The sequence below is a fragment of the Calothrix sp. UHCC 0171 genome, from assembly GCF_034931845.1.
Lineage (GTDB): Bacteria > Cyanobacteriota > Cyanobacteriia > Cyanobacteriales > Nostocaceae > Brunnivagina.
This window is the reverse complement of record NZ_JAYGHN010000046.1, coordinates 11,392-34,841: the sequence shown is the minus strand read 5'-3', so window position 1 is coordinate 34,841 and position 23,450 is coordinate 11,392. Positions and strand designations below refer to the sequence as shown.

At 40.4% G+C, this 23,450-nt stretch carries 22 protein-coding genes; 17 read left to right on the top strand and 5 right to left on the bottom strand.

Translation table 11 applies throughout. The features are described 5' to 3' along the window. Window positions 1-525 precede the first annotated feature (525 nt). Window positions 526-1,047, top strand: a complete 522-nt coding sequence (locus VB733_RS23810; RefSeq protein ID WP_323342536.1) for a hypothetical protein — start codon at window positions 526-528, stop codon at window positions 1,045-1,047. Window positions 1,048-1,235: 188 nt separating this feature from the next. Next, the gene (locus tag VB733_RS23805; RefSeq protein WP_323342535.1) at window positions 1,236-1,841 is read left to right on the top strand and encodes a Uma2 family endonuclease; all 606 of its coding nucleotides are present in this window, start codon (window positions 1,236-1,238) and stop codon (window positions 1,839-1,841) included. 106 nt (window positions 1,842-1,947) lie between these two features. On the opposite strand, the gene VB733_RS23800 is transcribed toward VB733_RS23805, so the two are convergent. Continuing rightward, window positions 1,948-2,175: a hypothetical protein gene (locus VB733_RS23800; RefSeq protein ID WP_323342534.1), complete on the bottom strand. Its 228-nt coding sequence runs from the start codon at window positions 2,173-2,175 to the stop codon at window positions 1,948-1,950. A 400-nt stretch (window positions 2,176-2,575) separates the two neighbouring features. Next, the gene (locus VB733_RS23795; RefSeq protein WP_323342533.1) at window positions 2,576-2,860 is read right to left on the bottom strand and encodes a hypothetical protein; all 285 of its coding nucleotides are present in this window, start codon (window positions 2,858-2,860) and stop codon (window positions 2,576-2,578) included. Between the two features lie 51 nt (window positions 2,861-2,911). On the opposite strand from VB733_RS23795, the gene VB733_RS23790 reads away from it, so the two are divergent. The 6 genes from VB733_RS23790 to VB733_RS23765 all read left to right on the top strand — a co-directional run bounded on the left by VB733_RS23790 (window position 2,912) and on the right by VB733_RS23765 (window position 6,593). Next, window positions 2,912-3,262 carry a type II toxin-antitoxin system Phd/YefM family antitoxin gene (locus tag VB733_RS23790; RefSeq protein WP_323342532.1) on the top strand — a complete coding sequence of 117 codons (351 nt, stop codon included), beginning with the start codon at window positions 2,912-2,914 and terminating at the stop codon, window positions 3,260-3,262. Then, the gene (locus VB733_RS23785) at window positions 3,259-3,549 is read left to right on the top strand and encodes a type II toxin-antitoxin system RelE/ParE family toxin (RefSeq protein WP_323342531.1); all 291 of its coding nucleotides are present in this window, start codon (window positions 3,259-3,261) and stop codon (window positions 3,547-3,549) included. Before VB733_RS23790 ends, VB733_RS23785 begins: the two co-directional genes overlap by 4 nt. A gap of 73 nt (window positions 3,550-3,622) precedes the next feature. Continuing rightward, the gene (locus VB733_RS23780) at window positions 3,623-3,766 is read left to right on the top strand and encodes a hypothetical protein (protein ID WP_323342530.1); all 144 of its coding nucleotides are present in this window, start codon (window positions 3,623-3,625) and stop codon (window positions 3,764-3,766) included. A 32-nt stretch (window positions 3,767-3,798) separates the two neighbouring features. Then, a complete protein-coding gene (locus tag VB733_RS23775) occupies window positions 3,799-4,626 on the top strand; it encodes a helix-turn-helix domain-containing protein (protein ID WP_323342529.1) in 828 nt (275 codons plus the stop codon). A gap of 75 nt (window positions 4,627-4,701) precedes the next feature. Further along, window positions 4,702-5,232 (top strand): DUF6022 family protein, encoded by a 531-nt coding sequence (locus VB733_RS23770; RefSeq protein ID WP_323342528.1) that lies wholly within the window; start codon window positions 4,702-4,704, stop codon window positions 5,230-5,232. 134 nt (window positions 5,233-5,366) lie between these two features. Next, on the top strand, window positions 5,367-6,593 hold the full coding sequence (locus VB733_RS23765; RefSeq protein ID WP_323342527.1) for a hypothetical protein: 1,227 nt from the start codon (window positions 5,367-5,369) through the stop codon (window positions 6,591-6,593). Between the two features lie 414 nt (window positions 6,594-7,007). Here the strand turns inward: VB733_RS23765 and VB733_RS23760 are convergent, their stop codons facing one another. Genes VB733_RS23760 through VB733_RS23750 form a run of 3 tightly spaced genes read right to left on the bottom strand, consistent with a single transcriptional unit; the run spans window position 7,008 to window position 8,396 of the window. Then, window positions 7,008-7,508 (bottom strand): GNAT family N-acetyltransferase, encoded by a 501-nt coding sequence (locus VB733_RS23760; protein ID WP_323342526.1) that lies wholly within the window; start codon window positions 7,506-7,508, stop codon window positions 7,008-7,010. Further along, the gene (locus VB733_RS23755; protein WP_323342525.1) at window positions 7,492-8,025 is read right to left on the bottom strand and encodes a GNAT family N-acetyltransferase; all 534 of its coding nucleotides are present in this window, start codon (window positions 8,023-8,025) and stop codon (window positions 7,492-7,494) included. The genes VB733_RS23760 and VB733_RS23755 overlap by 17 nt, the downstream gene beginning before the upstream one ends. 8 nt (window positions 8,026-8,033) lie before the next feature. Beyond that, window positions 8,034-8,396, bottom strand: a complete 363-nt coding sequence (locus tag VB733_RS23750; protein ID WP_323342524.1) for a DUF4440 domain-containing protein — start codon at window positions 8,394-8,396, stop codon at window positions 8,034-8,036. Between the two features lie 32 nt (window positions 8,397-8,428). On the opposite strand from VB733_RS23750, the gene VB733_RS23745 reads away from it, so the two are divergent. From VB733_RS23745 to VB733_RS23705, 9 genes are all read left to right on the top strand, one after another. After that, window positions 8,429-9,265, top strand: a complete 837-nt coding sequence (locus VB733_RS23745) for a HEAT repeat domain-containing protein (protein WP_323342523.1) — start codon at window positions 8,429-8,431, stop codon at window positions 9,263-9,265. Between the two features lie 218 nt (window positions 9,266-9,483). Continuing rightward, window positions 9,484-10,038, top strand: coding sequence for a dihydrofolate reductase family protein (locus VB733_RS23740; RefSeq protein WP_323342522.1), 555 nt, complete (start codon window positions 9,484-9,486; stop codon window positions 10,036-10,038). Between the two features lie 26 nt (window positions 10,039-10,064). After that, a complete protein-coding gene (locus VB733_RS23735) occupies window positions 10,065-10,565 on the top strand; it encodes a hypothetical protein (protein ID WP_323342521.1) in 501 nt (166 codons plus the stop codon). Between the two features lie 314 nt (window positions 10,566-10,879). Beyond that, entirely contained in the window at window positions 10,880-15,535 is a 4,656-nt protein-coding gene (locus tag VB733_RS23730; protein ID WP_323342520.1) for an ATP-binding protein, read from the top strand. A gap of 88 nt (window positions 15,536-15,623) precedes the next feature. After that, window positions 15,624-15,902: a XamI family restriction endonuclease gene (locus VB733_RS23725; RefSeq protein ID WP_323342519.1), complete on the top strand. Its 279-nt coding sequence runs from the start codon at window positions 15,624-15,626 to the stop codon at window positions 15,900-15,902. After that, complete coding sequence (locus VB733_RS23720) at window positions 15,884-16,330, top strand: hypothetical protein (protein WP_323342518.1); 447 nt, start codon at window positions 15,884-15,886, stop codon at window positions 16,328-16,330. Before VB733_RS23725 ends, VB733_RS23720 begins: the two co-directional genes overlap by 19 nt. 98 nt (window positions 16,331-16,428) lie before the next feature. Next, window positions 16,429-16,758: a hypothetical protein gene (locus VB733_RS23715; protein ID WP_323342517.1), complete on the top strand. Its 330-nt coding sequence runs from the start codon at window positions 16,429-16,431 to the stop codon at window positions 16,756-16,758. Between the two features lie 126 nt (window positions 16,759-16,884). Next, window positions 16,885-20,217, top strand: a complete 3,333-nt coding sequence (locus VB733_RS23710) for a tetratricopeptide repeat protein (protein WP_323342516.1) — start codon at window positions 16,885-16,887, stop codon at window positions 20,215-20,217. Window positions 20,218-20,261: 44 nt separating this feature from the next. After that, a complete protein-coding gene (locus VB733_RS23705) occupies window positions 20,262-23,450 on the top strand; it encodes a CHAT domain-containing protein (RefSeq protein ID WP_323342515.1) in 3,189 nt (1,062 codons plus the stop codon).

Sequence of the window (23,450 nt, the reverse complement as noted above, 5' to 3'; positions counted from 1 at the left end):
AAATCCCTATTTTTCAGTATTTTCACGCTTCACAAATTTTGCCTACCCCAATCTTACCCCAATTTTAATCCTCTGCAATAGCAAGTCGTCCTCCTTTGCTCCGATGCTAGTTAATCTCTGAAAGCATTGTTTTTGTGTCTTGCTTTCCTATGCTCTACTTTGTCTAAAAGTCCTAATTTTCCGTGAATGCTATCCTATGCTCGTTGGATGACGAAAACCCTTTTATTGCGTAGGTGATATCCTATGCTCGGCAAACCATAGACTGGGATAATGTTGATGTTGAGTTGTCCACATTATCCGAAATGATAATGTGGTTAAAAGCTTATTATGTAAGGATTTTGGCTTTTGTTGAGGGATGCGATGGCGGCAGCCACTCCTACGGAGTATCGCCATTAACATAGATGTGGGCAAAATCCGTTGGAGAAGGAATACACCCTTTGCGAGTCAATCTTGGTTGGGGATGTAGAAACTGCAACTTATAATTGAGAAAGGTCAAAGCACTTTTTTTCTTAAAAACCCTGAGCTATGGCACTGATAGAGTATTTAGACCGTGATGATTGGCGCGATGCTATGCGTCGAAGTTTTGAGGGTGCGATCGCTCTACTGCAAAGGGATCGATGGAAGATGACTTCCAGTGCAATCGATGACATGAGGAGTTGGTTGACCAATGGGGGTATTAATCGGGTTCAAATCCAGATCGATCAGCAGATGGATAACTACCGTTTAGCTTCCGAGCGTCAAAGAGAGGTTCGTAATTTTTTAGAACAATTGGTGCAAGAAAACCAAAGGTCTTTAATACAACTTATGGCTGATGGTGTAATTCCCTGGAACCAGGTTGATTTTTTCATGGCTGGCGGTATTAGCGAATCGCAATTTGATGAAATGTGGCGACAGATTTCGGCAAACGGAAACCCTTTTGAAGCCTGGATGTTGGCAAATGGCTATTCTCACGAAACCATAGACCACATCTATCGACTCATTGATTCCTGGCTTATTAAGGCAGAATTACAGCATTTCAAACACCCAATTGACCATACTTTGAACTAATTTGTCTGGTGATGGATAATTGCGATACTCCGTAGGAGTGGCTGCCGCCATCGCGTAGCGACTCCTCCAGAATCTTGCATAACGGCTCAAGAGTGAGTTTGGTCGGTAAGTGGTAGTGGTGCAAATAATCCAATTAGAATCCGTTAGATTTCGCTAGAATAAAACCATCTCTTGCTATTCGCTGAAGTATGACCTATTATACCCCACCGAGACTTCTGACTTTTGAAGAATTTATCGCTAATTATGGGGATAATCCTCGTTACGAACTTATTGACGGAGAATTACGGGACATGGAACCAACTGGTCCTCACGAAGAGGTTTCAGGAAGTATTGCAGGTAGAATTTATACTGAGATTATTCGTGCTGATTTTAACTGGTTGATTCCCAAGACTTGCTTAATTAAGCCACCCGCAGCAGAAGCGACAGCATTACGTCCAGATGTAATTGTTTTAGATAAAATAAAGCTAAACCAAGAGCCACTTTGGCAAAAGGAACCTATTATCTGTAATGGCAAGACTATTAAGCTTGTTGCTGAAGTTGTCAGTACAAATTGGCAAGATGATTATGCCAGAAAGGTTGAAGAATACGCTTTTCTGGAAATCCCAGAATATTGGATTATCGACTTTCGCGGTTTGGGTGGTTTGCAATTTATCGGAAGTCCAAAGCAACCGACCTTTACAGTATGTCAATTAGTTAACGGTATTTATCAGCAACAACAATACCGTTTGGGAGATATGGTTAACTCTTATTTATTTCCCAATTTACAACTTAAACTTGATGATATTATGCCATAGGTCTTTAATCATCAATTGCCAAGAAAAGAACAGGATACAATTCTCTAAAATCTAGCTGCATGAGATGATATAGTGTAACTGTAAGCTGATGCTTAATTTTGAGTTGTTAGTTAGGAAATACCCTGATTGGGTAACTGGGGATGATATTTGTTTGGGTGTGACCATTAATAAACCTGCTTGTGGCAAAATTCCGGTTCTGGTTTAGAGAATTAGATTTGATAGAGATTTGCGATTTGCGGGTAGTTGTCACGAATAATGGTAATTGAGGTAGCGCGTCAGGTACGCCAAAGGTATCAAATCCCTCGTTAAAATTAAATTGTCGAGCGTCACGCATCTTGGTTTGTTCGATCCGATTCGAGTAGTTGGTTAAGTTTATGAGTAGCTTCGTGGGAGTTGATCGGTATTTCCAACAGAAAATATCTCAAACTACTATTCTGACGTTAGGCGTTGCATAAATGCGGGATGAACTAGAGGCTGAAACTATTAGTATTTGGTTCAAAATTAAGCTAAATCATCCCATGAATTTGCAACGCCAGACGTTAAGCTGGTGTAATCCTTGCAATCTACAATTGCCTACTAAAATCCAGTTGAGGAGAGGCTTTACGTATTTTCGGAGATGTCTATTATTTTTAACTTATCTGCACGAGATAAGCTTTTGAGTATTGGAAGAAGTTCATCTGTAGCCATAAGATTAGAGAAAAGCGATGATTTGTTCTTCTATAATTTTACGTCCATCATCCCCGATGTTCCCTTGGAGCTAACCAAGCAGCGCGATATTCAATTGGAATAGCTTCGCGATCGCATGATGGTTTAAACCCGCATTTCTCACAAGTATTACGATCGCCTATCTCGTAATCCTTAGCCAGAGGGTGTTTCGAGCCTTTTTGATGGGTAATAATTTTGTCGCAGTGCGAAACAGCTTTTATAAGGCTTTGAGAGATGTGGTGAGAAATCCGGGTAAAGCAATCGCGTAGTGGTTCCCTTAGAGCATCGCTGTTAATTTTTGAGCGACATCTCAAATTGAAATTTATTAAAATGCTAAATTAGGACTGAATTACATACTAAATTATATGATTAATCTAGAAAATATCTATCCGCTCACGGATTTCAAACGCAATGTTAAACAGTTTATCGAGCAGATTAAAGCGACAAAATCACCAGTGGTGCTTACTGTTAATGGTAAAGCGGAGATAGTAATTCAAGATGCAAGCAGCTTTCAAGAGATGGTGCGACGCTTAGAAGCATCGGAAGCGGAGGTACGCAAACTCAAACGGGAAGCATTGCAGCGCGATATTCACTTGGGTTTGCAACAGTTAGAAAATGGTCAATATAGCGAGTACGATGATGAATCGTTACCAAGCTTGCTGCAAACAATTAAAGAAAAAGGACAACGCAGACTTAACCAAAACCAAGCTCAATGAATCGTTATAAAATCTCCCAACTCGCAGAGCAAGATTTGGAGGATATTTGGGTCTATCTTGCTGAAAATAATCAAATTGCCGCAGATAAGCAGATTGGGAATATTTTAAACCGCTTGCCAATGTTAGCTCAATTTCCAGATATGGGGCAAATACGTGATGATTTGGGGAAGCAAATCAGAAGTTTTCCTGTAAAACCTTACATTGTCTTTTATACCAAGGTTGATGATGGGATTGAGGTAATTAGGATTCTCCATCAGTCAAAGGATATCGATCGCTTGTTGCCCTAGTCAGTATTTCTTCCCGTATTATTCGTTTTTTATACCAAATATTAAGTCGCAAAAATTTTGGTGGCTGCATTATTTGCTCGATAGGATTACATCTGAAAAAGTTGGACGTACTTGGTTTGGTCAGCAAGCGATCGCAGCAGGTGCAATATCCTTGATGGAACCAAACGATGAATTTTGGGGCGAGGCAATCGCAAGATTTTACCTAGTAATCACTTAGTTCTTTTTTGTTTTTCATTGAGATGGATAGATATGACTCGAACAACGATTTACCATACTTTTGTTCCCAGATTTCCCCTATCCCAGTTCGTGAAATTTTTCTGGTCGAGCGAGGGTAATGAAATATCTTCTCCCAGGGTAAAATTGCTACCGATTGGAGCGATGGAATTGGTTATAAACTTTGATTCCGATACCATACCTCTGTTTGATCGCACTAGTCAGGAACAGTGTGGTAGCACAAGCAGCATGAGATTATGTGGAATTCAGTCTCAAAGCCTCATAATTGACAACCACAGTCAGATATCGGTGATGGGTATACGTTTTCAACCAGGTGGTAGTGTTCCATTTTTTCAAATTCCCGCTAGAGAATTACACAATCAAGTCATATCGTTGGAGGAGTTATGGAGTTTTCATGTCGAACAATTACGAGAAAAACTATTAAAAGCTCCCACAATAAAAACTCGCTTTCTAGTTTTAGAACATTTTCTTCTCAGGATGATGCAACCACAGGAGCCGCATACAATTGTTGGTTTTGGATTGCGTGATTTTCAAAAGTTACCCATACCAACAGTTCAGGAAGTAACCAATAAAATTGGGATTAGTAACCGCTATTTTGGGCAATTATTTTGTAATTTTGTCGGATTAACTCCCAAGTCATTTTGTCGTATTCAACGATTGCGGTTTGTCCTTCTTCTTTTGGCAGAAAAAACATGTGTTGATTGGAACGATATTGCTTTAATTTGTGGTTATTTTGACCAAGCTCATTTTATTCATGACTTCCGTAGTTTTGTCGGTTGTAACCCCACAACCTACCTCAAACAGAGAGGTTCACACCCTTGTCATATTTTGTTGTCCAGATGAGGTCATTTTTTTACAATATTTTCTATTGATGATGCGTCACAATTAAGAATCGACTGAATTGGAAGGTTATCAACAATGCAATCATTGTTAGAATTTTTCGCAGAAAATAAGAACGATGATATTTTTGCCATTGGTAAATACATTGAAAGCCACGTAGAGGAAAATTGGCAAATATTACTAGAAAAACATCATGATAAATTACTGCGTACTTTCGAGCGAACGGGAGATATGGCTTATGGAGCTTATTTAAACTTCCTCTTTCGACCAGTTCACATCCATCTAAAACAGGTTAATTTGTATCCAGAACCCAGGTTCCCAGGAGATTTTAGTATATCCAGAGAATGGGGAAATCAAGAAGAAACAAATCAACAGCGTTGGATGTGGAGTACTATCAAATCAATACATGGGGATTCGTTAGGTACAATTGTGACGATTACTTATCATGACCATAATGAGTTTTGTATTCCTCAAAAACCGGGAATTATTACTTTAGCTCAAACTGAAAAGGATGATGTTGTTGCAGAGCTTTCGTTACGGTCTATTGATTTTCAACAATCACGAGAATTTCAGATTGAGTATGAGGAATATTTGCGAAATAAAAGTTAAGGAGTTTTTGTCGCTTTGGAAATTACAAGCAATTCCCAAAAAAATAAAATATCAGAATACTGAATTTAAACATCAACAGCAACTAAGTCTATCTAGCCTACGTCATCTAAGTTACGCTCATCTGGATATATTCTATGACGCAGAAAGTGATTATTTGGACGATAGCAAGCAGTTTGATGCTGGCTGTTCCTGATCAACATCCCTATACTTCTGCTGCCAATCCTAGCAAATTGGCTCAAATTCAATCTTCGTCACAAGCATCTGGTATACCTCAATCTTTAGTTTTACAGGTGCGTCAAGATATGGCGAAAAGGTTAAATGTGAAACTGGCGAATGTCCAGGTGGGGCAGATAGAATCAAAAAGATTTGATAGTTGCTTGAATTTGCCAGCCAAGAATGAGAAATGCAACAAAATTGCTCACAAAGGCTGGGCTATAAGAATTAATGCAGGTAAGCAAAGTTGGTTATATCACGTAGTTTTCCCCCAAAACCTAAGTAATAACCTTCGCATAAATTGGTTGCAAAGTTTACCTCAGTCAGTGAAGCAACAAGTAATAAGTGATGTCAACCGACTCAACGAACAACAGATTGGAAAAGTACAAGTTGTATCGGTCGAGCCACGAGTATGGCAAAATTATTGCTTGGAACTTCCCAAAACTGAACAACGCTGTAATTCAACCAAAACCCCAGGATGGTTAATCAAACTCACTAAAGAGAAATCGGGCGAAGGGAAACCATCGCAATGGTTATATCGTAGCGATTTAGATGGAAAGATAGTAGAACTGGATTTAGTTGCGAGTGTGGGAAATATCCCCCAGAAATTCAATGCAGATATCTTAGCTGATGCTGCGAAACGTTCCCAAACTCAGCCTTATGTTTGGAAAATCGAGCAAATTCAAAACGTCCAATGGTCGGGTACTGGTGGAAATGGACCTTCAAGACCGATAACGGGAACTGTCCCTGTTGCGAATCACACATTTGGTTGGAAAGTTTTGCTTTCCTCCCCTAAACAAAAATGGGTATATTATGCAACTAAGAATGGATTTGAATTTGATGCACCTAAAAGTGTTCCTTCCTATCTCATCGAGGAAGCAATTAAAACTGCAACTGTACAAACGGGGAAACCAGCGAGTAATTTTCGTTTACATTGGGCTGACTTGGTAACTTGGAATGATACTTGCTTGGGTGTAACGATTACTAAACCAGCTTGTGAAAAAACTCCAGTTCTGGGTTGGAGAATTAGTTTGATGGAAAGTTTTTCGACCTTACATACTTTTCATAGTCGTTTTGATCGCGATGTGCGATTTGCAGGTAGTGGTGCTTGGATGCCACCTCCATCTGCTAATCCTGGGGGAAGATGATTTTGGGGAATGCGATCGCTATTCCCTATTATTCTTCCTCAAAAATAGCTGGGATATCTCGTGCTGCATGAATAAAGAGGGCTAGAGTAGGGTAGATATCACTCTTTAGGGTAATTTATTCTGAAGGAGATGCTACGCGATCGCGCGAAGCGCCAGAGGCGATCGTAATTTATTTTGAAAATTGGTAACGGTTGTGGTCAGTAGTTGCTAAGAATTCTGCAACTCCATCAGCAGATAGCAATAATCCTCTGCACCATGGTTGTTAGACCGCGCTTACTCATCACAGCACTTTCGGCTATTACACAATACAATTTTTTCCTTGCTCCTTTCCTACCCGTATTTTTCAGCTTTGAGTGTGTACCTCATAGCTACCGGAAGTGCTGTAAGCGCAGCAGTAAATATAAAACCAACTATCTACACTGCACAAGTCATAACCACAAATTTTTCTCCACTACCGATTTTGATAAACTTCTCCACCGGCTCAAATCCTAACTGCTCCCACACCCGTTGTGCCCGCTTGTTGAATTCCGCTATCGTTACCCGCAACTGCTGCGCCCCATATTGCTTCGCCCCATACCTTGCTACAGCCTGGGCATACTGCTTTCCACGTCCCTGACCGACTAAATCTGGTCGTATGCCCATACCAATGTCAAGGGCTTCAGCGCTGTAGTCTCCACCTGGCACTTGACCATCTGATCCGAAAGAGCAATAGCCTTCTAGTTCTCCTTGCAGGTTCAAGATCGCGCAAAAGGCGTTTTTCACGTCAAGCAGATAGCGCAAGTCCTCTTGAACAGTATCGGCATCAAAGTTGTAGTAGTCATATGGGGAAGTATAGCGCCAGTTAAGGATAGCCAGTGCATATTCCTTCTCAAGTTGTCGAAATGTAAGGCTCAATGGTTTAACGTACCTTCGCATAAATAAATGCATCCCTTGGAATTGGTGAGATATTGGGGCGAATTGTATGAGAACGTAAAATTCCCTCACGCACTAAACCAATTTTCTCTAAAACCCTTGCTGATGCGAGATTTTTTGTATCACAAGTTGCCCAAACTCGGTAAATTTCTGGAATGCTCATTAACCAGTTGACCAAAGTATTTCCTGCTTCTGTTGCGTATCCGTTTCCCCAATACTTGCGATTGAGTAAATAGCCAAAATCTGCCATGTGTCCTTCTATGCAACAAGCGATCGTCCCAATTGCTCGGTCATCAGGTTTAACAGTGATAATCCAAGTAAATTCTTTATTTTGGTTCCAAAGTACAGGATGATTTGTAATAGATTTAATCACATCGTTAATGTCTGTACGAGGGCGATAATCCATGTAGTGTATTACTTGAGGGTCGCTCGCATACTCGAAAATAGCCTCTGCATCCTCAAGGCAAGAACGACGTAAAATAAGCTTTGGTGTGGTGAATATTTCAGGTGCTTGAATCATTTTTATAATCAGAGAGAAAAAGGTGTTCCCTGATGAAACCGAAGTTCCCAACCATTAGTTGTTCGCGACCAAATCGAGCTTCTATGGGTGTGTTCGACAACACCATCATAAGTGAATGCACTATCATAGGTGACTTGGACAATATTTTCGTCAAGCAGACGAATGTGGAATTCTGGCAAGGGAAAAATGGTATCTTTTTTCTGAGGTACTGTTGCAATCGTGTCTTTTCGATACCAAACACGTCCAGAACGTCCAAATTCAAAAAAATCTGCTGCTAGCAATTCTTGAAGATGCTTGTTGTCAATATCTGAGTCCCATAATTCTTGTTCTAAGTGTTCGAGTTGCTTCCTCTCTTCATCGCTAATTTCCATAGTAGTTACCTCCAGTTCTAAAATAATATTTTATGTCTGAACTAAACCAAGTGGAAAACTTAATACCAAACGAAAGCAGCACTCAAGAAATAATTCAAACTGCTTTAATAACAGAAGATGAAGATATTTATTGGGATTTAGTATATATTTTACAAGTCCGTGGTGGAGATGAAGAATTTACAGCAGCGTCAAATTTGTGCGCGAACGGAAATACCAAGGACAGAACTTTGGGAGTCAATATTATTGCCCAATTAGGAACTACAAAGGGTAAATTTCGTAGTCGCGATCGCGGAGATATTTTATTAGAGTTACTCTCCCATGAGAAAGATGCAAGTGTTTTGGCTGCTATTGGTTATGCTTTCGGACATTTGCAAGATGACAGGGGAATTTTACCATTAATTAAATTCAAAAATCATATCGATTGTGATGTGCGAATGGGTGTTGTTTTCGGTTTGAGTTGTCAGGAAGATGAATCAGCAATTCAAGTATTAATTAAATTATCAGGTGACGTAGATGCAGATGTAAGAAATTGGGCAACTTTTGGCTTAGGTTCGCAAATAGCAGTCGATACCCCGGAAATTCGAGATGCTTTATATGAGCGTATCATTTCCGAAATCGGAGACGATGAAGATGACACAATTGCTGAAATTCGCGGAGAAGCATTATTGGGTTTAGCGATTAGAAAAGATGAACGAGTTATTAAACCGTTGATTGCAGAACTAGAAAGTGGTTGTGTGGGAAAATTATCTGTAGAAGCAGCACTGGAAATCGGCGATAATCGATTGTATTCCAGCTTAGTTAAATTAGAAGATTGGTGGGATGTGGACGTTGAGCTATTACAAGCAGCAATGGCTAAATGTGGAACATAATTAATTGCGATTATCCACAAAAATAATTTTTATTTTAAAAAGGCATTTGTATCGCTACAATTGATTTTTTCTTGATTCCTGAAAATTCCAGCGATTTTGAGGAACCGCAGCGATGGCGCAATTATATATACTCGTTAGTTACAGTGTTAGTTACAGTGAGAATATAATGGGTAGAACAATTGATTTGTTGACATAATCATGACATCTTTCGCGTAGTTATGAAAACTCAGTATTATACTGCAACGAGTTTGGATGGATTTATTGCCGACGATCGCAATTCCCTCGATTGGCTATTTCAATTTGGTGAGATGGAAGGGGGTAGCTATGGTAATTTCCTTCGAGAAGTTGGGGCGATCGTTATGGGTTCGACTACCTACGAATGGATTTTGGCTCACCATATTAACGAAGATGCCGAAAAGCCACAAAAATGGATGTACGAACAGCCTACTTGGGTTTTTTCTTATCGCAATTTACCTACCATTGAAGGAGCGGATATTAGATTTGTGAAGGGAGATGTACAACCAGTACATCAAGAAATGGTTGCAGCAGCAGGTGATAAAAATATTTGGATTGTTGGTGGGGGCGATTTAGTTGGTCAATTTTACGATCGCGGTTTGCTGGATGAGATAATTGTGACGGTGGCATCGGTGACTCTTGGTAGTGGGGCACCTTTATTACCAAGAAAAATTATCACACCTCCACTCAAGTTACTGTCAGCGACAACTTATGGAGATAGTTTTGTCGAGCTTTGCTATCAAGTTCGCGATCGATAAAAAAATAGAAATTTACTTCGCAAGCTATGGAAATTGCAGCTATCCCATTTGAATTAGACCATTTATTTATTTTGACCGAAATTGGTGCCCCGGAAGCTGAGGAATTGATAGCATTTGGATTGGTGGAGGGAACATCGAATACCCATCCCGGTCAAGGTACAGCCAATCGTCGCTTCTTTTTCCATAATGCGATGTTGGAATTGCTGTGGGTTCATGCTTCCGAAGAAGCAAAATCTGAGGTTGTTTCTCCCACTCATCTGTGGGAACGTTGGGAAAATCGTCACAATGGAACCAGTCCGTTTGGGATTATTTTGCGTCCAGTAGCAGGTTTTGAGAATGGGTTTGAGAATGCCACAATATTTTCCAGTTGGGAGTATCGTCCACCTTACTTATCGGGGACAATGAGTATTAGGGTGGGTAATAATAGCGATATTTTAACCGAGCCAATACTGTTCCAAATTTCCTTTGGGATGCGTCCCGATCGATTTCCTCCAGAAAAAAGGCAACATGCAGGAACATCGGGTTAATTTGCGGGAAATAACTCGCGTGGAATTGCTTACTCCTGCTAGTAATAATCCATCACCGGAGTTGCAAGCTGTGTTGGATACGGGAATTATTTGACAGCGATCGGGGGGAGAATATTGCGTTGAGTTGGGATTTGATGGAGAAATGGGTGGGAAAAAGTCGATTTTCGACTCAAGTTACCGTTGATTTTTAGCTGGTAGCAGTTTAGACCAATGCCAGAATACTTATAATAATCAAGTCGAAGTTATTTAAGTAACTCTTACTAATCGAGAATTACGCGATTTTTTCACACAATATCGAGAAAAACAGCGATTATATGCCCTTACCAGGTGGAGAAACTGACAAAATTGGCAACCGCTACGAAGGTCGTTGGACAGTGTATTGCATACTCGATGTCATAGACGAGAAAGCTGATTCTATTCGTTTGGAAAAGCCTGGTGAGGATGCATTCGAGTTTTTCGTGAGTAAAAATGGGAACGTGGAGTGCCATCAAGTTAAACGCCAAAAAAGTGGACGGGGACGCTGGACGCTGAGTGCATTGGAGGATAAACAAGTTCAAGTTTTATCAGATTTTTGGAAAAGCCTTAGCAATCCTGAAGTTATTTGTGTATTCGTTTCTACCCAAGATGCGGATGAGTTGGGAGAGTTAGCCCAAAGAGCCAGAAGTGCTGCATCTTGGACGGAATTTGAGCGTGATTTTCTGAATAAGACGCAATCTGGTAATTTCCACACATTACGTCAAAAATGGGGTAATTGTTCGGAAATCGCTGCTTTTGAAGCTTTGAAACGAGTGAAGGTAGTAACATTTGGCGAAGATGTTTTGGTTGAAACTGTAGAAAATCGCATAGCTGCTTTAGTAGAAGGCGACCCAAAAACTATCAGAATTGAGCTTGCTGAGTTAGTTTTGGAAAAAATTCATTGCGAACTAACGGCACATGATATTTGGCATTATTTATTACAGGAAAGAGGTTATCGTCGTCGTCAATGGGGAAAAGACCCTCATGTTTTAGCTGCGGTTGAAAATGTAAATAATATTTATGTTTCCTCTCTACGCGACCAAAGGGCGATCGCAGGTAATATTATCCCTCGTGATGAAGCGGAAGCTGCATTTGAGCAACTCACCCAAGAAAAACAAAGCATTTTGTGTGTGGGAGAAGCTGGAGTTGGTAAAAGTGGTGTAATGTTGCAAGTGTTGGAAAAGCTGCAAAACCAAGGTATTCCCGTACTTGCTTTTCGTGTCGATCGCTTGGAACCAACGCCGCTACCCGATAAATTAGCGGAACAGTTGGGTTTACCAGGTTCTCCTGCGATCGTTTTAGCTAATATCGCCCAAAATCGAGATTGTGTGCTTGTTATTGACCAACTTGATGCCGTGAGTTTCGCATCCGGTCGCAATCCTCAATTTTTCGATTGTATCTTCGAGATAATCAAACAAGCCCAGGCACATCCCAATATCCATTTATTATTAGCTTGTCGCAAGTTTGATTTAGATAACGATAATAGATTAAAACGTTTGATTGACGAGAAAAATGGTGTTGCTAAAGCGATCGCTATTAATCGTCTTCCTCACTCCAGGGTCAGAGATGTTGTTGGCAAATTAGGTTTAGAAACCACACGACTAACCGAAAAGCAACTTAACCTATTATCCATACCCTTGCATTTGAGCTTGTTGGCAGAAATAGCTGAAGATTCTACAGTAGATGTTTTAAGCTTTCAAACAGCAAAGGAACTATACGACCAGTTTTGGAGCAAAAAGCAAGGCAAATTACGAGAACGTCTCGGTCGTTCGGTTCAATGGACTCAAGTTATCGATCGCTTATGTGACTATATGAGCAGCCAGCAACAACAAAGTTTATCTGCTCCAGAAAGTGTTGTTGATGAATTTGCTGATGATGCGAAAGCAATGGCTTCCGAGCATATATTAACTTGGGAAAATAAACGTATTTCGTTTTTCCATGAAAGCTTTTTTGATTATGCTTTTGCCCGTCGGTTTGCATATCGCGGTCAAGAACTATTAACGTTTTTACGAAGTAGTGAGCAACATTTGTTTCGTCGCGCTCAAGTCAGGCAAATTCTCATCCATCAGCGAGAGGAAGATTTTGATTGTTATCTACAAAACCTTCGAGAACTGCTTAATAGTTCAGATATTAGATTTCATTTGCAAAAGGTAGTAATTGCTCTGTTAGCAGCACTTGATAATCCCAAAGAAGAAGAATGGGAAATAATCAACGAATTGATGTGTTCTCAAAATCCTATCGGACAGGAAGTATGGGTTATTTTCAATTCTTCTATCTACTGGTTTCGATTGCTAGATAGTCTGGAGATAATTGAAAAGTGGCTGCAAGGTGAAAACGAGAGTCATATTGATAAAACGGTAAGGCTGCTTTCTTTTATGCAAAAGCAGGTTCCCGATCGAGTTGCTGAATTGTTGGAACCTTTTGTTGGTGTTTCAGAAAGGTGGTCACAAAGATTTGCAGGCTTAATTAGTTTTTCAGAACTTGGAGCAGGAAGGCAGTTCTTTGATTTATTTTTGCTCTTAATTGATACAGGCATCCTTGACCGTCAGGTAGGTGCTAGTAATGATTTTTGGCATCACATATATAACTTACCGACACAAAACCCTGAGTGGGCCTGCGAAGCAATAGGTCATTTTTTAAATCGACGGCTGAATATTTCTTTAGAATTAGAAAATCCAAATCCATTTGACAGAAATTCTGGAGTGTTCCCTCATAGTAATTACGAAAAAATAACTATAAGTGAAAGTGCGACTAATGCACCCCAAGCATTTGTCAGAAATGTTTTACCTTTTATGCTTAAAGTGATGGAATTAAACGTTTTAAAGCGAGATAATCCATCTTGGCAAGATGCTGTTTGGTACTTCAGACATTACGGTACAGGTTATGATTTAAAGCATGATTTATTAAGTCAGATGAAAGTCGCATTATGTAGGTTAGCTGCTAATCATCCCGATGATTTTGCAAATATTGCACAAAATTCGCTTCAACAATTAAACTTTGAAACTGCTCAATATCTACTAATTTGTTCTTATGCAGCAAATGGAAAATACTTTGTAAATGATGCAGTTGAATATCTTTGCGAACAACCGGAACGTTTGAAAGCAGGTTACTCATGCGGAGCAGGAAATGTTCGTGCGGCTCGATTTTGGGCGACTCGAAAATTATTAGAAGCGATAATTCCATATTCATCTGATGAAAATATAGGAAAATTGGAGGTATTAATACTCAACTATTATCCGGACTGGGAAAAGGAATATGAATTTATAAAGTTACGAGGATATGCACAATTTGTGCTTTTGGATGCTATTCATACATCTCAAATATGTAAACTGAAATTTGAATTTGAAACCTTTTTTAAGCAGATTTTATTATTTGAACTAACTATCTGTGGAGTGTGGCTAAAAGTATTATTTGACTTATTCCCCAATTTAATTCAGCCATATTATCCCAGTGAAGCGATCGCACGAAGATTATATGAGTGGCAGCGTAAGTTTGCTCAAACCTATTTAGCGCCATTCGGAAAAATTGAACCACCAAAATCAATCGAAGCTCGAATTGTTCCTTCTCCTATTTCCCAAAAAGCAGTAGAAAAAATGACCGACCAGCAGTGGCTAAATGCTATTGCTGAGTACGAATACAATGATGCTGGTACTCGATTTCAGAAAACGGGAGAACTGATTGGTGGAGCTTCTCAACTTTCAACCCTTTTGGAAAATCAAGTTAAAAAACAACCATTACGATTTGCATCTTTAATATGGAAAATTCCAGACAATGCCAATCCATCTTACTTTGATGCGATTTTAAATGGTATTGCGGAAGCTAGTGTAGATGTTAAAACCGCATTCCAAGTATGTCAGCGCTGCCATCAATTACCTAATCGTCCCTGCGGTCGATGGATTGCATGGCTGTTTAATAAACAGCCAAAATTATTGTGGAATCAAGAAGCCTTTGAGATTTTAATTTGGTATGCATTAAATGACCCGAATCCAGAGGAAGAATCTTGGCGTACAAATAATAGTGGTAATATAGTCAGCTTCGGAATTAACTCAACAAGGGGCGCTGCTGTCAGCGCGATCGCAAAGCTTATTTTTGCTGACAAAAATCGTGCTTCTTATTTTTATAATCCCATGCAGCAGATAATTAGAGATTCTTCTATTGCTGTTAGGTCTTGCGCCGCAGAAGTGCTGGTAGCAATGTTAAATTACGACCGGAATTTAGCTGTCAATTTGTTCTTACAATTGTGTGACACTGAGGATGCAGTTTTGGCAACAAGTACAGTTGAAAATTTTCTATATTATACAGTACCCACCCATTTTAAGAAATTAGTCTCTATCTTGGAACGAATGCTTGCCTCTGATTTACAAGAAGTAGTTAAAGTTGGTGCAAGGCAAGCTTGCTTGTCATCATTAATGATAGAGGAGGCACTTTACCTTAGAGAAATTTGTCTTAATGGAACAGAAGCACATCGCATTTCGGCAGCAGAAGTGTTCGTTGCAAATTTAAAAATTGCACAGTTTCGCCAATTTTGCGAGACAGGATTAATTCAACTTTTTAATGACTGTAACGAGGCAGTTCATTCGCAAGCATCTCGATGCTTCTTTGAATTTGAAGAGCAAGAATTAGGTCAATATCGTAATTTTGTGGAAGCTTTTGTTGCAAGCCGTGCATTGGAAACTAAACCTCGTGATTTGATTTATGCCCTGGAAAAAACAACGGCAAAACTTCCAGATATTACCTGTGTCGTGTGTGAAAGAATAATTAACATCTCTCAAGCAAATAATCATGATAATACTCCTGATATTGCTTACAGCGATGAAATCAGCAAATTATTAATTCGAGTTTACAGCCAAAGCAAAGATGAAAAATTGCGATCGCGCTGTCTCGATCTAGTTGATAGTATGGCTCAAATGGGAGTGTATGGGTTAAACAAAGTATTACAAGAATTTGAACGATAGTTGAATATGCTGGTAGCAGAATATTACTCAAAATGTGGTATCGATAATTAAATGAAATAACAATTTTCAACAAGGTAAAGGAAACGCAGTGCCAGTTAACGCTGACAAACCCCATTTATGGAAGCAAGATGTAGCCCTGTCGGTAGACTTGTACAACAACTGGTTTATGGAATTCGCTCCCATTGCATACCGAAACACCCGCATTATTACCGCACAACAATTAGAATCAGCGCTGGTTTGGACTGCTAATTTAACCAACATTACATCTACCATATTACGTCAACATCCATCCGTACTCCCTATACTGAGGATGGCAACTGCACCACCAATCGCACGCGTTCGCGTAGCGTGCGTCATTCTGAAATAGAAAACAGCTACCCTACATTGTGGAAATATCTCCAGGTAGGGATAGAAAGCGGTATTAGTTCCCGCTACCTCTGCAAACACCGCAATACTTGGTACTCACAGGAAAATCGTTCTCCTGCTCCCTATCTTTGCACATATATGGGACGTACCGATAGCAGTCGAGGAAAGGCTTTTCGTTTTATCTTGAATAATTCTAATGCGATCGCGGCAAATGTTTACTTGATGTTATATCCCAAGCCGATTTTGGCTGATGCGCTGACCCGTCAACCTTCACTGAAACGGGATTTATGGCTAAATCTTAATAATATTTCTGACGAGGCTCTAATTTCTGGGGGACGGGTTTATGGAGGTGGGTTGCATAAATTAGAACCAAAGGAATTGGGAAATATGTTTGTTGAAATCGCATCAAATATCTCTATTCTCAAGTAATTGCTGATGCGATCGCTTACCAATTTAAACTTTAGCCACAGTAATATTTTATGCCATCATGTCTACAATAAGCCTAAAGTTACTTACAGAAAAACATTATGGCAGAAATCCAGTTAGCAATTGAAGGTGAAGATGCAGTTGCGGCAACAGAAGCACTTTTACAAATTCCTGGTATCTCCGGTAATTATAAAGTTAACGCAGATGCACAGGAACGAGAGCCAGTAATTACAACAGTTGCGACGATTGTTGGTATTGTGGGAGGAGCGATCGCGATCGCCGAGCAAATCCGCAAATGGTATCAAGAATGTCAAGCCAAGCAGTCGGGCAAAAGAATTGAAAAGGTGTTGATTGTGGGACGAAATGGGAGAAGATTGCTGTTGAAGGATGCGACAGTGGAGGAAATTCGGCAAATTTTGGAAGGGAAATGATTAAGTTAGGCGTGAAGTATACCAAGAAAGAAGAATTTGAGAGAAACAGAGAGTAATTGCTTTTAAATTCTCCAGAATTGGAAATGCTAAACTTGAGGAAAATACTGAAGTCTCTGGATTCGGAATGTGCAAATCCTCCATCTCGACCTCAAACCAGTTGCGGATAATTACGTAGAGTTACGTTATTTCACTGATAACCCAAATCAGTACGAGAAGCGATCGCTCCCTCTATCAGAAATCGCTGATTTGATTGACGTGGCAGAGCGTGATTATTATGTTTCGGCTTTCCCAGAGGATTATACGGTAACTGGAAGGCGGTTGTATAACTGGTTGGATGGGAGCGATCGCACTTTACAACCCTTACTGGATAAACATCGTCGTGAGGGAATTATTTTAGCGATCGCAGCCGCAGAAAAACTCGCCCATTTGCCCTGGGAAGTGTTGCACGATGGAAATAGCTTTTTGGTGCAGCGTGTTCCGGCGATTGTCCCGGTGCGGTGGATGTCGGATAGCACTGTAAAAAAATTAACTGTTGATGGGGAACCGGAAAACCGAGCCTTGCAAGTTTTGTTTATGGCGACTTCGCCGTTGAATATCTCACCCGTGCTGGATTTTGAGGCTGAGGAAGCGCGGATTCTGGAAGCGACAGCACGGCAACCTTTAGCTTTGACAGTGGAAGAAAGCGGTTGTTTGTCGGAGTTGGGTTATTTGGTTGATGGTTATGACAGCGATTATTTTGATGTTTTACACTTGACGGGTCATGCTACTTTTCAAGATGGGCAACCCCGGTTTATTACGGAAACGCCAACGGGTGAGGCTGATTATGCCAGCGCGGAAGATATCGCCCAAGAACTACAATTTCGACTACCCAAACTTATATTCCTCTCTGGCTGTCGCACCGGGCAAGCTGGGAATTCCGGTTCTGTACCGTCAATGGCAGAAGAATTGCTGAAATCGGGTGCAAAAGCGGTTTTGGGTTGGGGTCAAACGGTTTTAGATACCGATGCATCTGCCGCAGCTGCTGCATTATATCGGGAATTGTCGGCGGGAAAGCAAATCACCGAGGCTGTTGCTTGTACCTACCAAACATTGATTGAGAATAAAGCGCGGGATTGGCATTTGTTGCGGTTGTATGCGGCTGGTAATTTACCGAGTTACTTGGTCACACCATTGCGGAAACCCGGACGCAAACCAGCACCAGCACCAACAGTTACCACCCAGTTTTTAGACCCCGCAGGTAAAATCAAAGTCCCAACGCGGGAGAGTTTTGTTGGTCGTCGTCGGCAATTACAAAGTTGTTTGCGGGTGCTAAGTCAACCCAGCGATGCAGTTGGGGTGTTGATTCATGGTATGGGTGGTTTGGGTAAAAGTAGTTTAGCAGCTAGGCTGTGCGATCGCCTGCCGACTTTTGAGCGGGTTGTTTGGGTAGGACGCATTGATGAAGCGAGTTTGGTGAGTCGGTTGGCGGAAAAGTTGGATGACAGCGAACAACGTAAAAGCCTGCAACATTATGATGAGGAATTGAAATTTCGGTTGCGGAGGGTTTTTCAGCAGTTACATGATGCGGCAAAGCCGTTTTTGTTGGTGCTGGATGACTTTGAGGGAAATTTAGAACCCCGCAACGATGGTTATGTGTTGCAACCGGAGGCAGCAGAGGTAATAAAGGCTTTGGTGTGGGCAATTCGAGAAAATTCCGCGTCCCACCGCATCATTATTACCTGTCGTTACGATTTTGAATTTACCCAGTTGCAGTATTTCTACAAACAGCCATTGGATGCACTGCAAGGGGCAGATTTGCGAAAAAAGTGCGATCGCCTGACAGCTTTTAGTGCCAAATCTCAGGTGGATGAGGCGTTAAAATTCCAGGGGCAGAAGTTAGCCGATGGGAATCCCCGGTTGTTGGAATGGTTGGATAAGATTCTGCAAAATCCAACGGTCGATGGCACGGCAATTTTGAGTCAGTTGGCAGTAAATCCGGTGGAGTTGCGAGAGCAAGTTTTGGCAGAGACGCTGTTGCAACAGATGGATGCAACGATGCGGGAGATGTTATCACGGGGTTTGGTGTTTGAGTTGCCTGTACCGAGGGAAGCTTTAGCGGCGGTTTGTGAGGGTATTTCTGATTTGGAGGATTATATCGCTCGGGCTGTGGCTTTGGGGTTGTTGGAAGTTAGTTATGATGAGGCTTTGCGTGTGCCGCGTATTTTGCCTGTGCAGTTAGCAGACGATGGGGAGAGTTTGTGTAAGCGAGCGGCTGAGGTGTTGTATCGTCTGTGGTGGGAAGGGGTGGAAACGTCAACAGATGAACGAGGGTTAGAAATTTATCGGTTGGCATACAGAAGCGAAGCGAAGCAAATCATAGTTGATGTTGCAACTGCGCTTGCAAGAACATGGATTAATCACAGTCGATTTCAGCAAGCAGTTAATATTTGCATTGATACTTTAAAAATTACCAATAACTATCAAATCTTTCATCAATTAGCCCGTTCTGAGAAAGAAATTGGTGAAATTGAAGCAGCCATCAAAGATTATAAACAAGCTTTAAATTTGTGTCCTTTAGAAGATGAAAATACGAAGGCAGCAATTACTCATAATTTAGCAGGAATAAAAGTTTGGCAAGGTCTATTTTCTGAAGCAATTAAGCTTTACGAACAGTCTTTAGAAATTGCAAAACGGACAGATGACTTTAACGGTCAAGCTGCTATCTTGCACGATATGGCAAGTATGTATGCGAAACAGAAACAACCTGACAAAGCCATGATTTATCTACAGCAGGTTCTTAAAATAGACGAACAGCAAAATAATTTATTAGGTAAAGCAACAACCTTGAATACAATAGCCACTATCTATGAAAGTCAAGGTCAACTTGAAAACGCTGAAGCACATCTTCAAGAATCATTCGCAATTCATAAAAATATTGGTAATTTTCAAGGTCAGTTAGTAACTGCGCTTAATCTTGTAACTCTTCATGACAAGCAAGGTAAGCACAATGAGGGAGAAATTATTTTAAAAGAACTTCTGAAGGTCGCAAAAAATAATAATAGTGTCCATCCTCAAGCAGTAATTTTAAACAACCTTGCATTCATATACGATAAGCAAGGAAAATATGAAGAAGCTATTACACATTTTAAAATTGCTTTTGAGATAGTCAAAAGGCTTAAAGATGTTAAAGGACAAATAACAACATTGAATAACATGGCATTTATCCATGCTAGGCATGGTCAAGTTGAAGAAGCTATTATCCTATACGAACAATTATTAAAACTTCAAGAAAGTATTGGTGATATTTCCGGCAAAGGTATGGCGCTAGGAATGCTAGGTCAATTATTAGAAAAGCAAGGAAAATATGATGATGCACTTGATTATTTGCACTCAGCCTTGGATATATTGCAGACTACCCAATCTCCCCATGCTGATGTAGTTCGGCAAGTGATAGTTAGAATACAAAAATTGATGGTATAAATTTGATTTAATTATTCTTTGTTTTTATAAAAAAATAAGCAAAAATGAAAAAAAATAAAAAAACGAAACAAATAAATTCTAAATCAATTCAATTGTCGCCTTATAAAGGTTTTGGCAAAGAACCTACTTTTTTATTTGATTTAGGCTATAAACAACTAAATAAAGGAAATCTAGAAGATGCACTAGCATCATTTGACCAAGTGCTGGAATTGAAACCTGATAACTATGAAGCTTGGAACGCTAAGGGTGTGGTATTACTTCGTTCAGAGCGCTTGCAGGAAGCGATTCGATCTTTTGATGAAGCACTCAAATTAAAACCCGATTATCATATCGCTTGGAGTAATCGAGGTGTAACAGAGAGTAAATTTGGTAATTTACAACAAGCAATTGATTATCTAAAACAAGCATTAAAGTTAAATCCTAATTATGCCGAAGCTTGGTACAATCAGGGTATTATTCTAAATGATTTAGGTTGTTTTGAAGAGGCGATTGCATCTTTTGATGAAGCAATCAAATGTAAGCCTAATTATTATGAAGCTTGGAATGGTCGGGGTGCATTACTAGCACATTTAGAGCAGTTTCAAGAGGCAATTATATCTTTTAACAAAACTATAGAAATAAAACCGGATTTCCATGATGCTTGGAGAAATATTAGTGTAGTATTAACATATTTAGAAAACTTTACTGAAGCAGTTGAATCTTGTGAAAAAGCACTTAAATTGAAACCTGATTATTATGATGCTTGGTATGATAAGGGAATTGCTTTGAAAAAATTAGGGAATTACAAAGCTGCACTGGCTTGCTATGACAAAGTAGTAGAATTTAAGCCTGATTTTTCAGAGGCATGGACTAATAGAGGATTGATATTAAATGATTTACATTTCTATGAAGATGCACTTACTTCCTTTGAGCGAGCTTTAAAAATTGATCCTAATTTTCCAGAAGTGTTTAATGCTTGGAGTGGGAAAGCTTTTGTACTAACTCAATTATTAAGATATGAAGAAGCGATCGCATGTTACGACAAAGGAATAGATGCTAGCAAAAAAGCAACAAACATTAGCTCAAAATTTATAAGAGTTCCGAGTTTCGTAGATATTCATGATATAGAAAGTAATTCTTGGCACGGTAGGGGCATTATGCTAGCCCACTTAGGAAGACATGAAGAAGCGATCGCATCTTATAAAAAAGGTATAGAAATTAAATCAGACAAATATCAAAATTGGGAAGCCAGAGGCGTATCTTTGTATAAATTAATGCAATATCAAGAAGCGATCGCCTCCTACGACAAAGCCTTAGAAATCAAGCCCGACGATTACAACACCTGGATTAATCGAGCGATCGCAATATCAAACATCGTCAGAATTAGCCACTCGTTTATTTTACCCGTAACCACCTCCTACCCTGACCTCGTAATTACCTTCAAAAACCCAGATTTAAACAAAGGTGGTAAACAAGGACAATTCGCCAGCTATAAAGAAGGTTTAAAACACTGTCCCCCAGAAACCCATCCCGAAGGTTGGGGAAAACTCCACCGAGCGATCGGAAACGCCCATTACACATACGGATGCAAAGATGAAAACCCCTATCCCCATTGGCGAAAGGCTTTTCGCAGCTACCAAAATGCTCTACAAACCCTCACCCAATTTCCCGAAGCCCATTTAGAACTACTCCAAGATTTTGTTCGCTGTTTGTCTGCGTTGGGACAAACATCCGAAGCAGAAGAACTCCAACGACGGGCTACAGATATCCTCCAAAACCTGCTGAAAAACACCCCCAGTCCAGCCAGAAAACAACAATTAGCCTTACGATTTGCCGGTTTCCAACAATTAACCGTTGACTTAACCATCCAATCGGGAAACTGGTGTGCGGCTTTGGAACTCGCTGAAAAAGGTAAAAATGCCTGTTTGAGTTGGCTTTTGTACTCCTTGGGTGATGATTCCTCCCCTACCTACTCCCAAATCCAAAATTTACTCAGCCCCACAACTGCAATTATTTACTGGCATATTAGCCCAAATGCCCTCAATACCTTTATCCTCAAACACAACACCCCATCACCCATCGTGATTTCCCCGCAGATATCTGCAATCAACTCACCAGAGGAAAACCAACCATCAGACGGACAATTACCAACAACAGTCAAACGACACCGCGAGTTTGAAGCGTGGGTACAAAACTGGAACAAACAATATGCCGACTATCGTGAGGGTAAGGACAGCGAAGAAACAGGACAAACATGGCGAGAAAACCTACCCGATCTACTTGCAGATTTGGGTCAAATTCTTGACATCGATGCCATTGTCAGTGCTATCTCTGCCGATAATGAAGCTTCAGCGATCGCCAATCTCATCTTAATTCCCCACCAGGATTTACATCGCTTTCCCCTCCATTTCCTATTCCCCGAAGAATTCACGGTGACTTACCTACCTAGTGCCAAAATCGGGCTTTCTTTGCGCGTCAACTATCAAGAAAATCATCAACCAGAAACTACCGATACCAGCAAACAGTTATTAAGTGTAGAAGCACCAGACAGCACAGATATTATTGAAGACAAGAAATTTGAAGAACTTCGTCATGCAGAGATGGAGTCAGCAACAATTAGCCAAATGTTTGCCAATTCTTACCGCTTGGCTGGTAGCGATGCGACAAAGGAAAATGTCGAAAAAGCTCTTACCTCTGGGTATAAATTTTTTCACTTTACCGGACATGGAACCTATAACTTCCAAAATCCCAAGCGATCGGTTCTGGCTTTGAGTCAAACCGACAGGCTTACTCTAGAAGATATTCTCCAGCTACCTTTTAATAATTACCAAATGGTCAGCCTCTCCGCTTGCGAAACCGCGATTACTGGTAATCAAACGATTACTACCGAATACGTGGGTTTGGTCAGTGCTTTTATCAGTAAAGGTGTGAGGAATGTGGTTAGTACCCTGTGGAGGGTGGAGTCAATTTCTAGTGCTTTGTTTGCGATCGCATTTTATCGTCAGCGCAATCGGGATACTGCTCCTGCTGCTGCACTGAAGCGTACACAAAGGTGGTTGCGTAGCGTGACGTATGGTGAGCTTGCGAGGTGGTATGAGGAACGGGCTGAGGAAATCTCAGAAAAAGACCCAATTTGTGCGACTGAGTTACGGGATGAAGCGATGATGATTAAAGATGACCCCGATAAAATCAATACACAGGTTCCGCCCTATGAGCATCCGTATTATTGGGCTAGTTTTATTATTACTGGTTAA

Bases quoted from the DNA above. Each gene is read 5' to 3' on its own strand.
- VB733_RS23810 (WP_323342536.1), top strand. From the start codon at position 526: ATGGCACTGATAGAGTATTTAGACCGTGATGATTGGCGCGATGCTATG.
- VB733_RS23805 (WP_323342535.1), top strand. From the start codon at position 1,236: ATGACCTATTATACCCCACCGAGACTTCTGACTTTTGAAGAATTTATC.
- VB733_RS23800 (WP_323342534.1), bottom strand. From the start codon at position 2,175: ATGCGTGACGCTCGACAATTTAATTTTAACGAGGGATTTGATACCTTT.
- VB733_RS23790 (WP_323342532.1), top strand. From the start codon at position 2,912: ATGATTAATCTAGAAAATATCTATCCGCTCACGGATTTCAAACGCAAT.
- VB733_RS23785 (WP_323342531.1), top strand. From the start codon at position 3,259: ATGAATCGTTATAAAATCTCCCAACTCGCAGAGCAAGATTTGGAGGAT.
- VB733_RS23775 (WP_323342529.1), top strand. From the start codon at position 3,799: ATGACTCGAACAACGATTTACCATACTTTTGTTCCCAGATTTCCCCTA.
- VB733_RS23770 (WP_323342528.1), top strand. From the start codon at position 4,702: ATGCAATCATTGTTAGAATTTTTCGCAGAAAATAAGAACGATGATATT.
- VB733_RS23765 (WP_323342527.1), top strand. From the start codon at position 5,367: ATGACGCAGAAAGTGATTATTTGGACGATAGCAAGCAGTTTGATGCTG.
- VB733_RS23760 (WP_323342526.1), bottom strand. From the start codon at position 7,508: ATGCGAAGGTACGTTAAACCATTGAGCCTTACATTTCGACAACTTGAG.
- VB733_RS23755 (WP_323342525.1), bottom strand. From the start codon at position 8,025: ATGATTCAAGCACCTGAAATATTCACCACACCAAAGCTTATTTTACGT.
- VB733_RS23750 (WP_323342524.1), bottom strand. From the start codon at position 8,396: ATGGAAATTAGCGATGAAGAGAGGAAGCAACTCGAACACTTAGAACAA.
- VB733_RS23745 (WP_323342523.1), top strand. From the start codon at position 8,429: ATGTCTGAACTAAACCAAGTGGAAAACTTAATACCAAACGAAAGCAGC.
- VB733_RS23740 (WP_323342522.1), top strand. From the start codon at position 9,484: ATGAAAACTCAGTATTATACTGCAACGAGTTTGGATGGATTTATTGCC.
- VB733_RS23735 (WP_323342521.1), top strand. From the start codon at position 10,065: ATGGAAATTGCAGCTATCCCATTTGAATTAGACCATTTATTTATTTTG.
- VB733_RS23730 (WP_323342520.1), top strand. From the start codon at position 10,880: ATGCCCTTACCAGGTGGAGAAACTGACAAAATTGGCAACCGCTACGAA.
- VB733_RS23715 (WP_323342517.1), top strand. From the start codon at position 16,429: ATGGCAGAAATCCAGTTAGCAATTGAAGGTGAAGATGCAGTTGCGGCA.
- VB733_RS23705 (WP_323342515.1), top strand. From the start codon at position 20,262: ATGAAAAAAAATAAAAAAACGAAACAAATAAATTCTAAATCAATTCAA.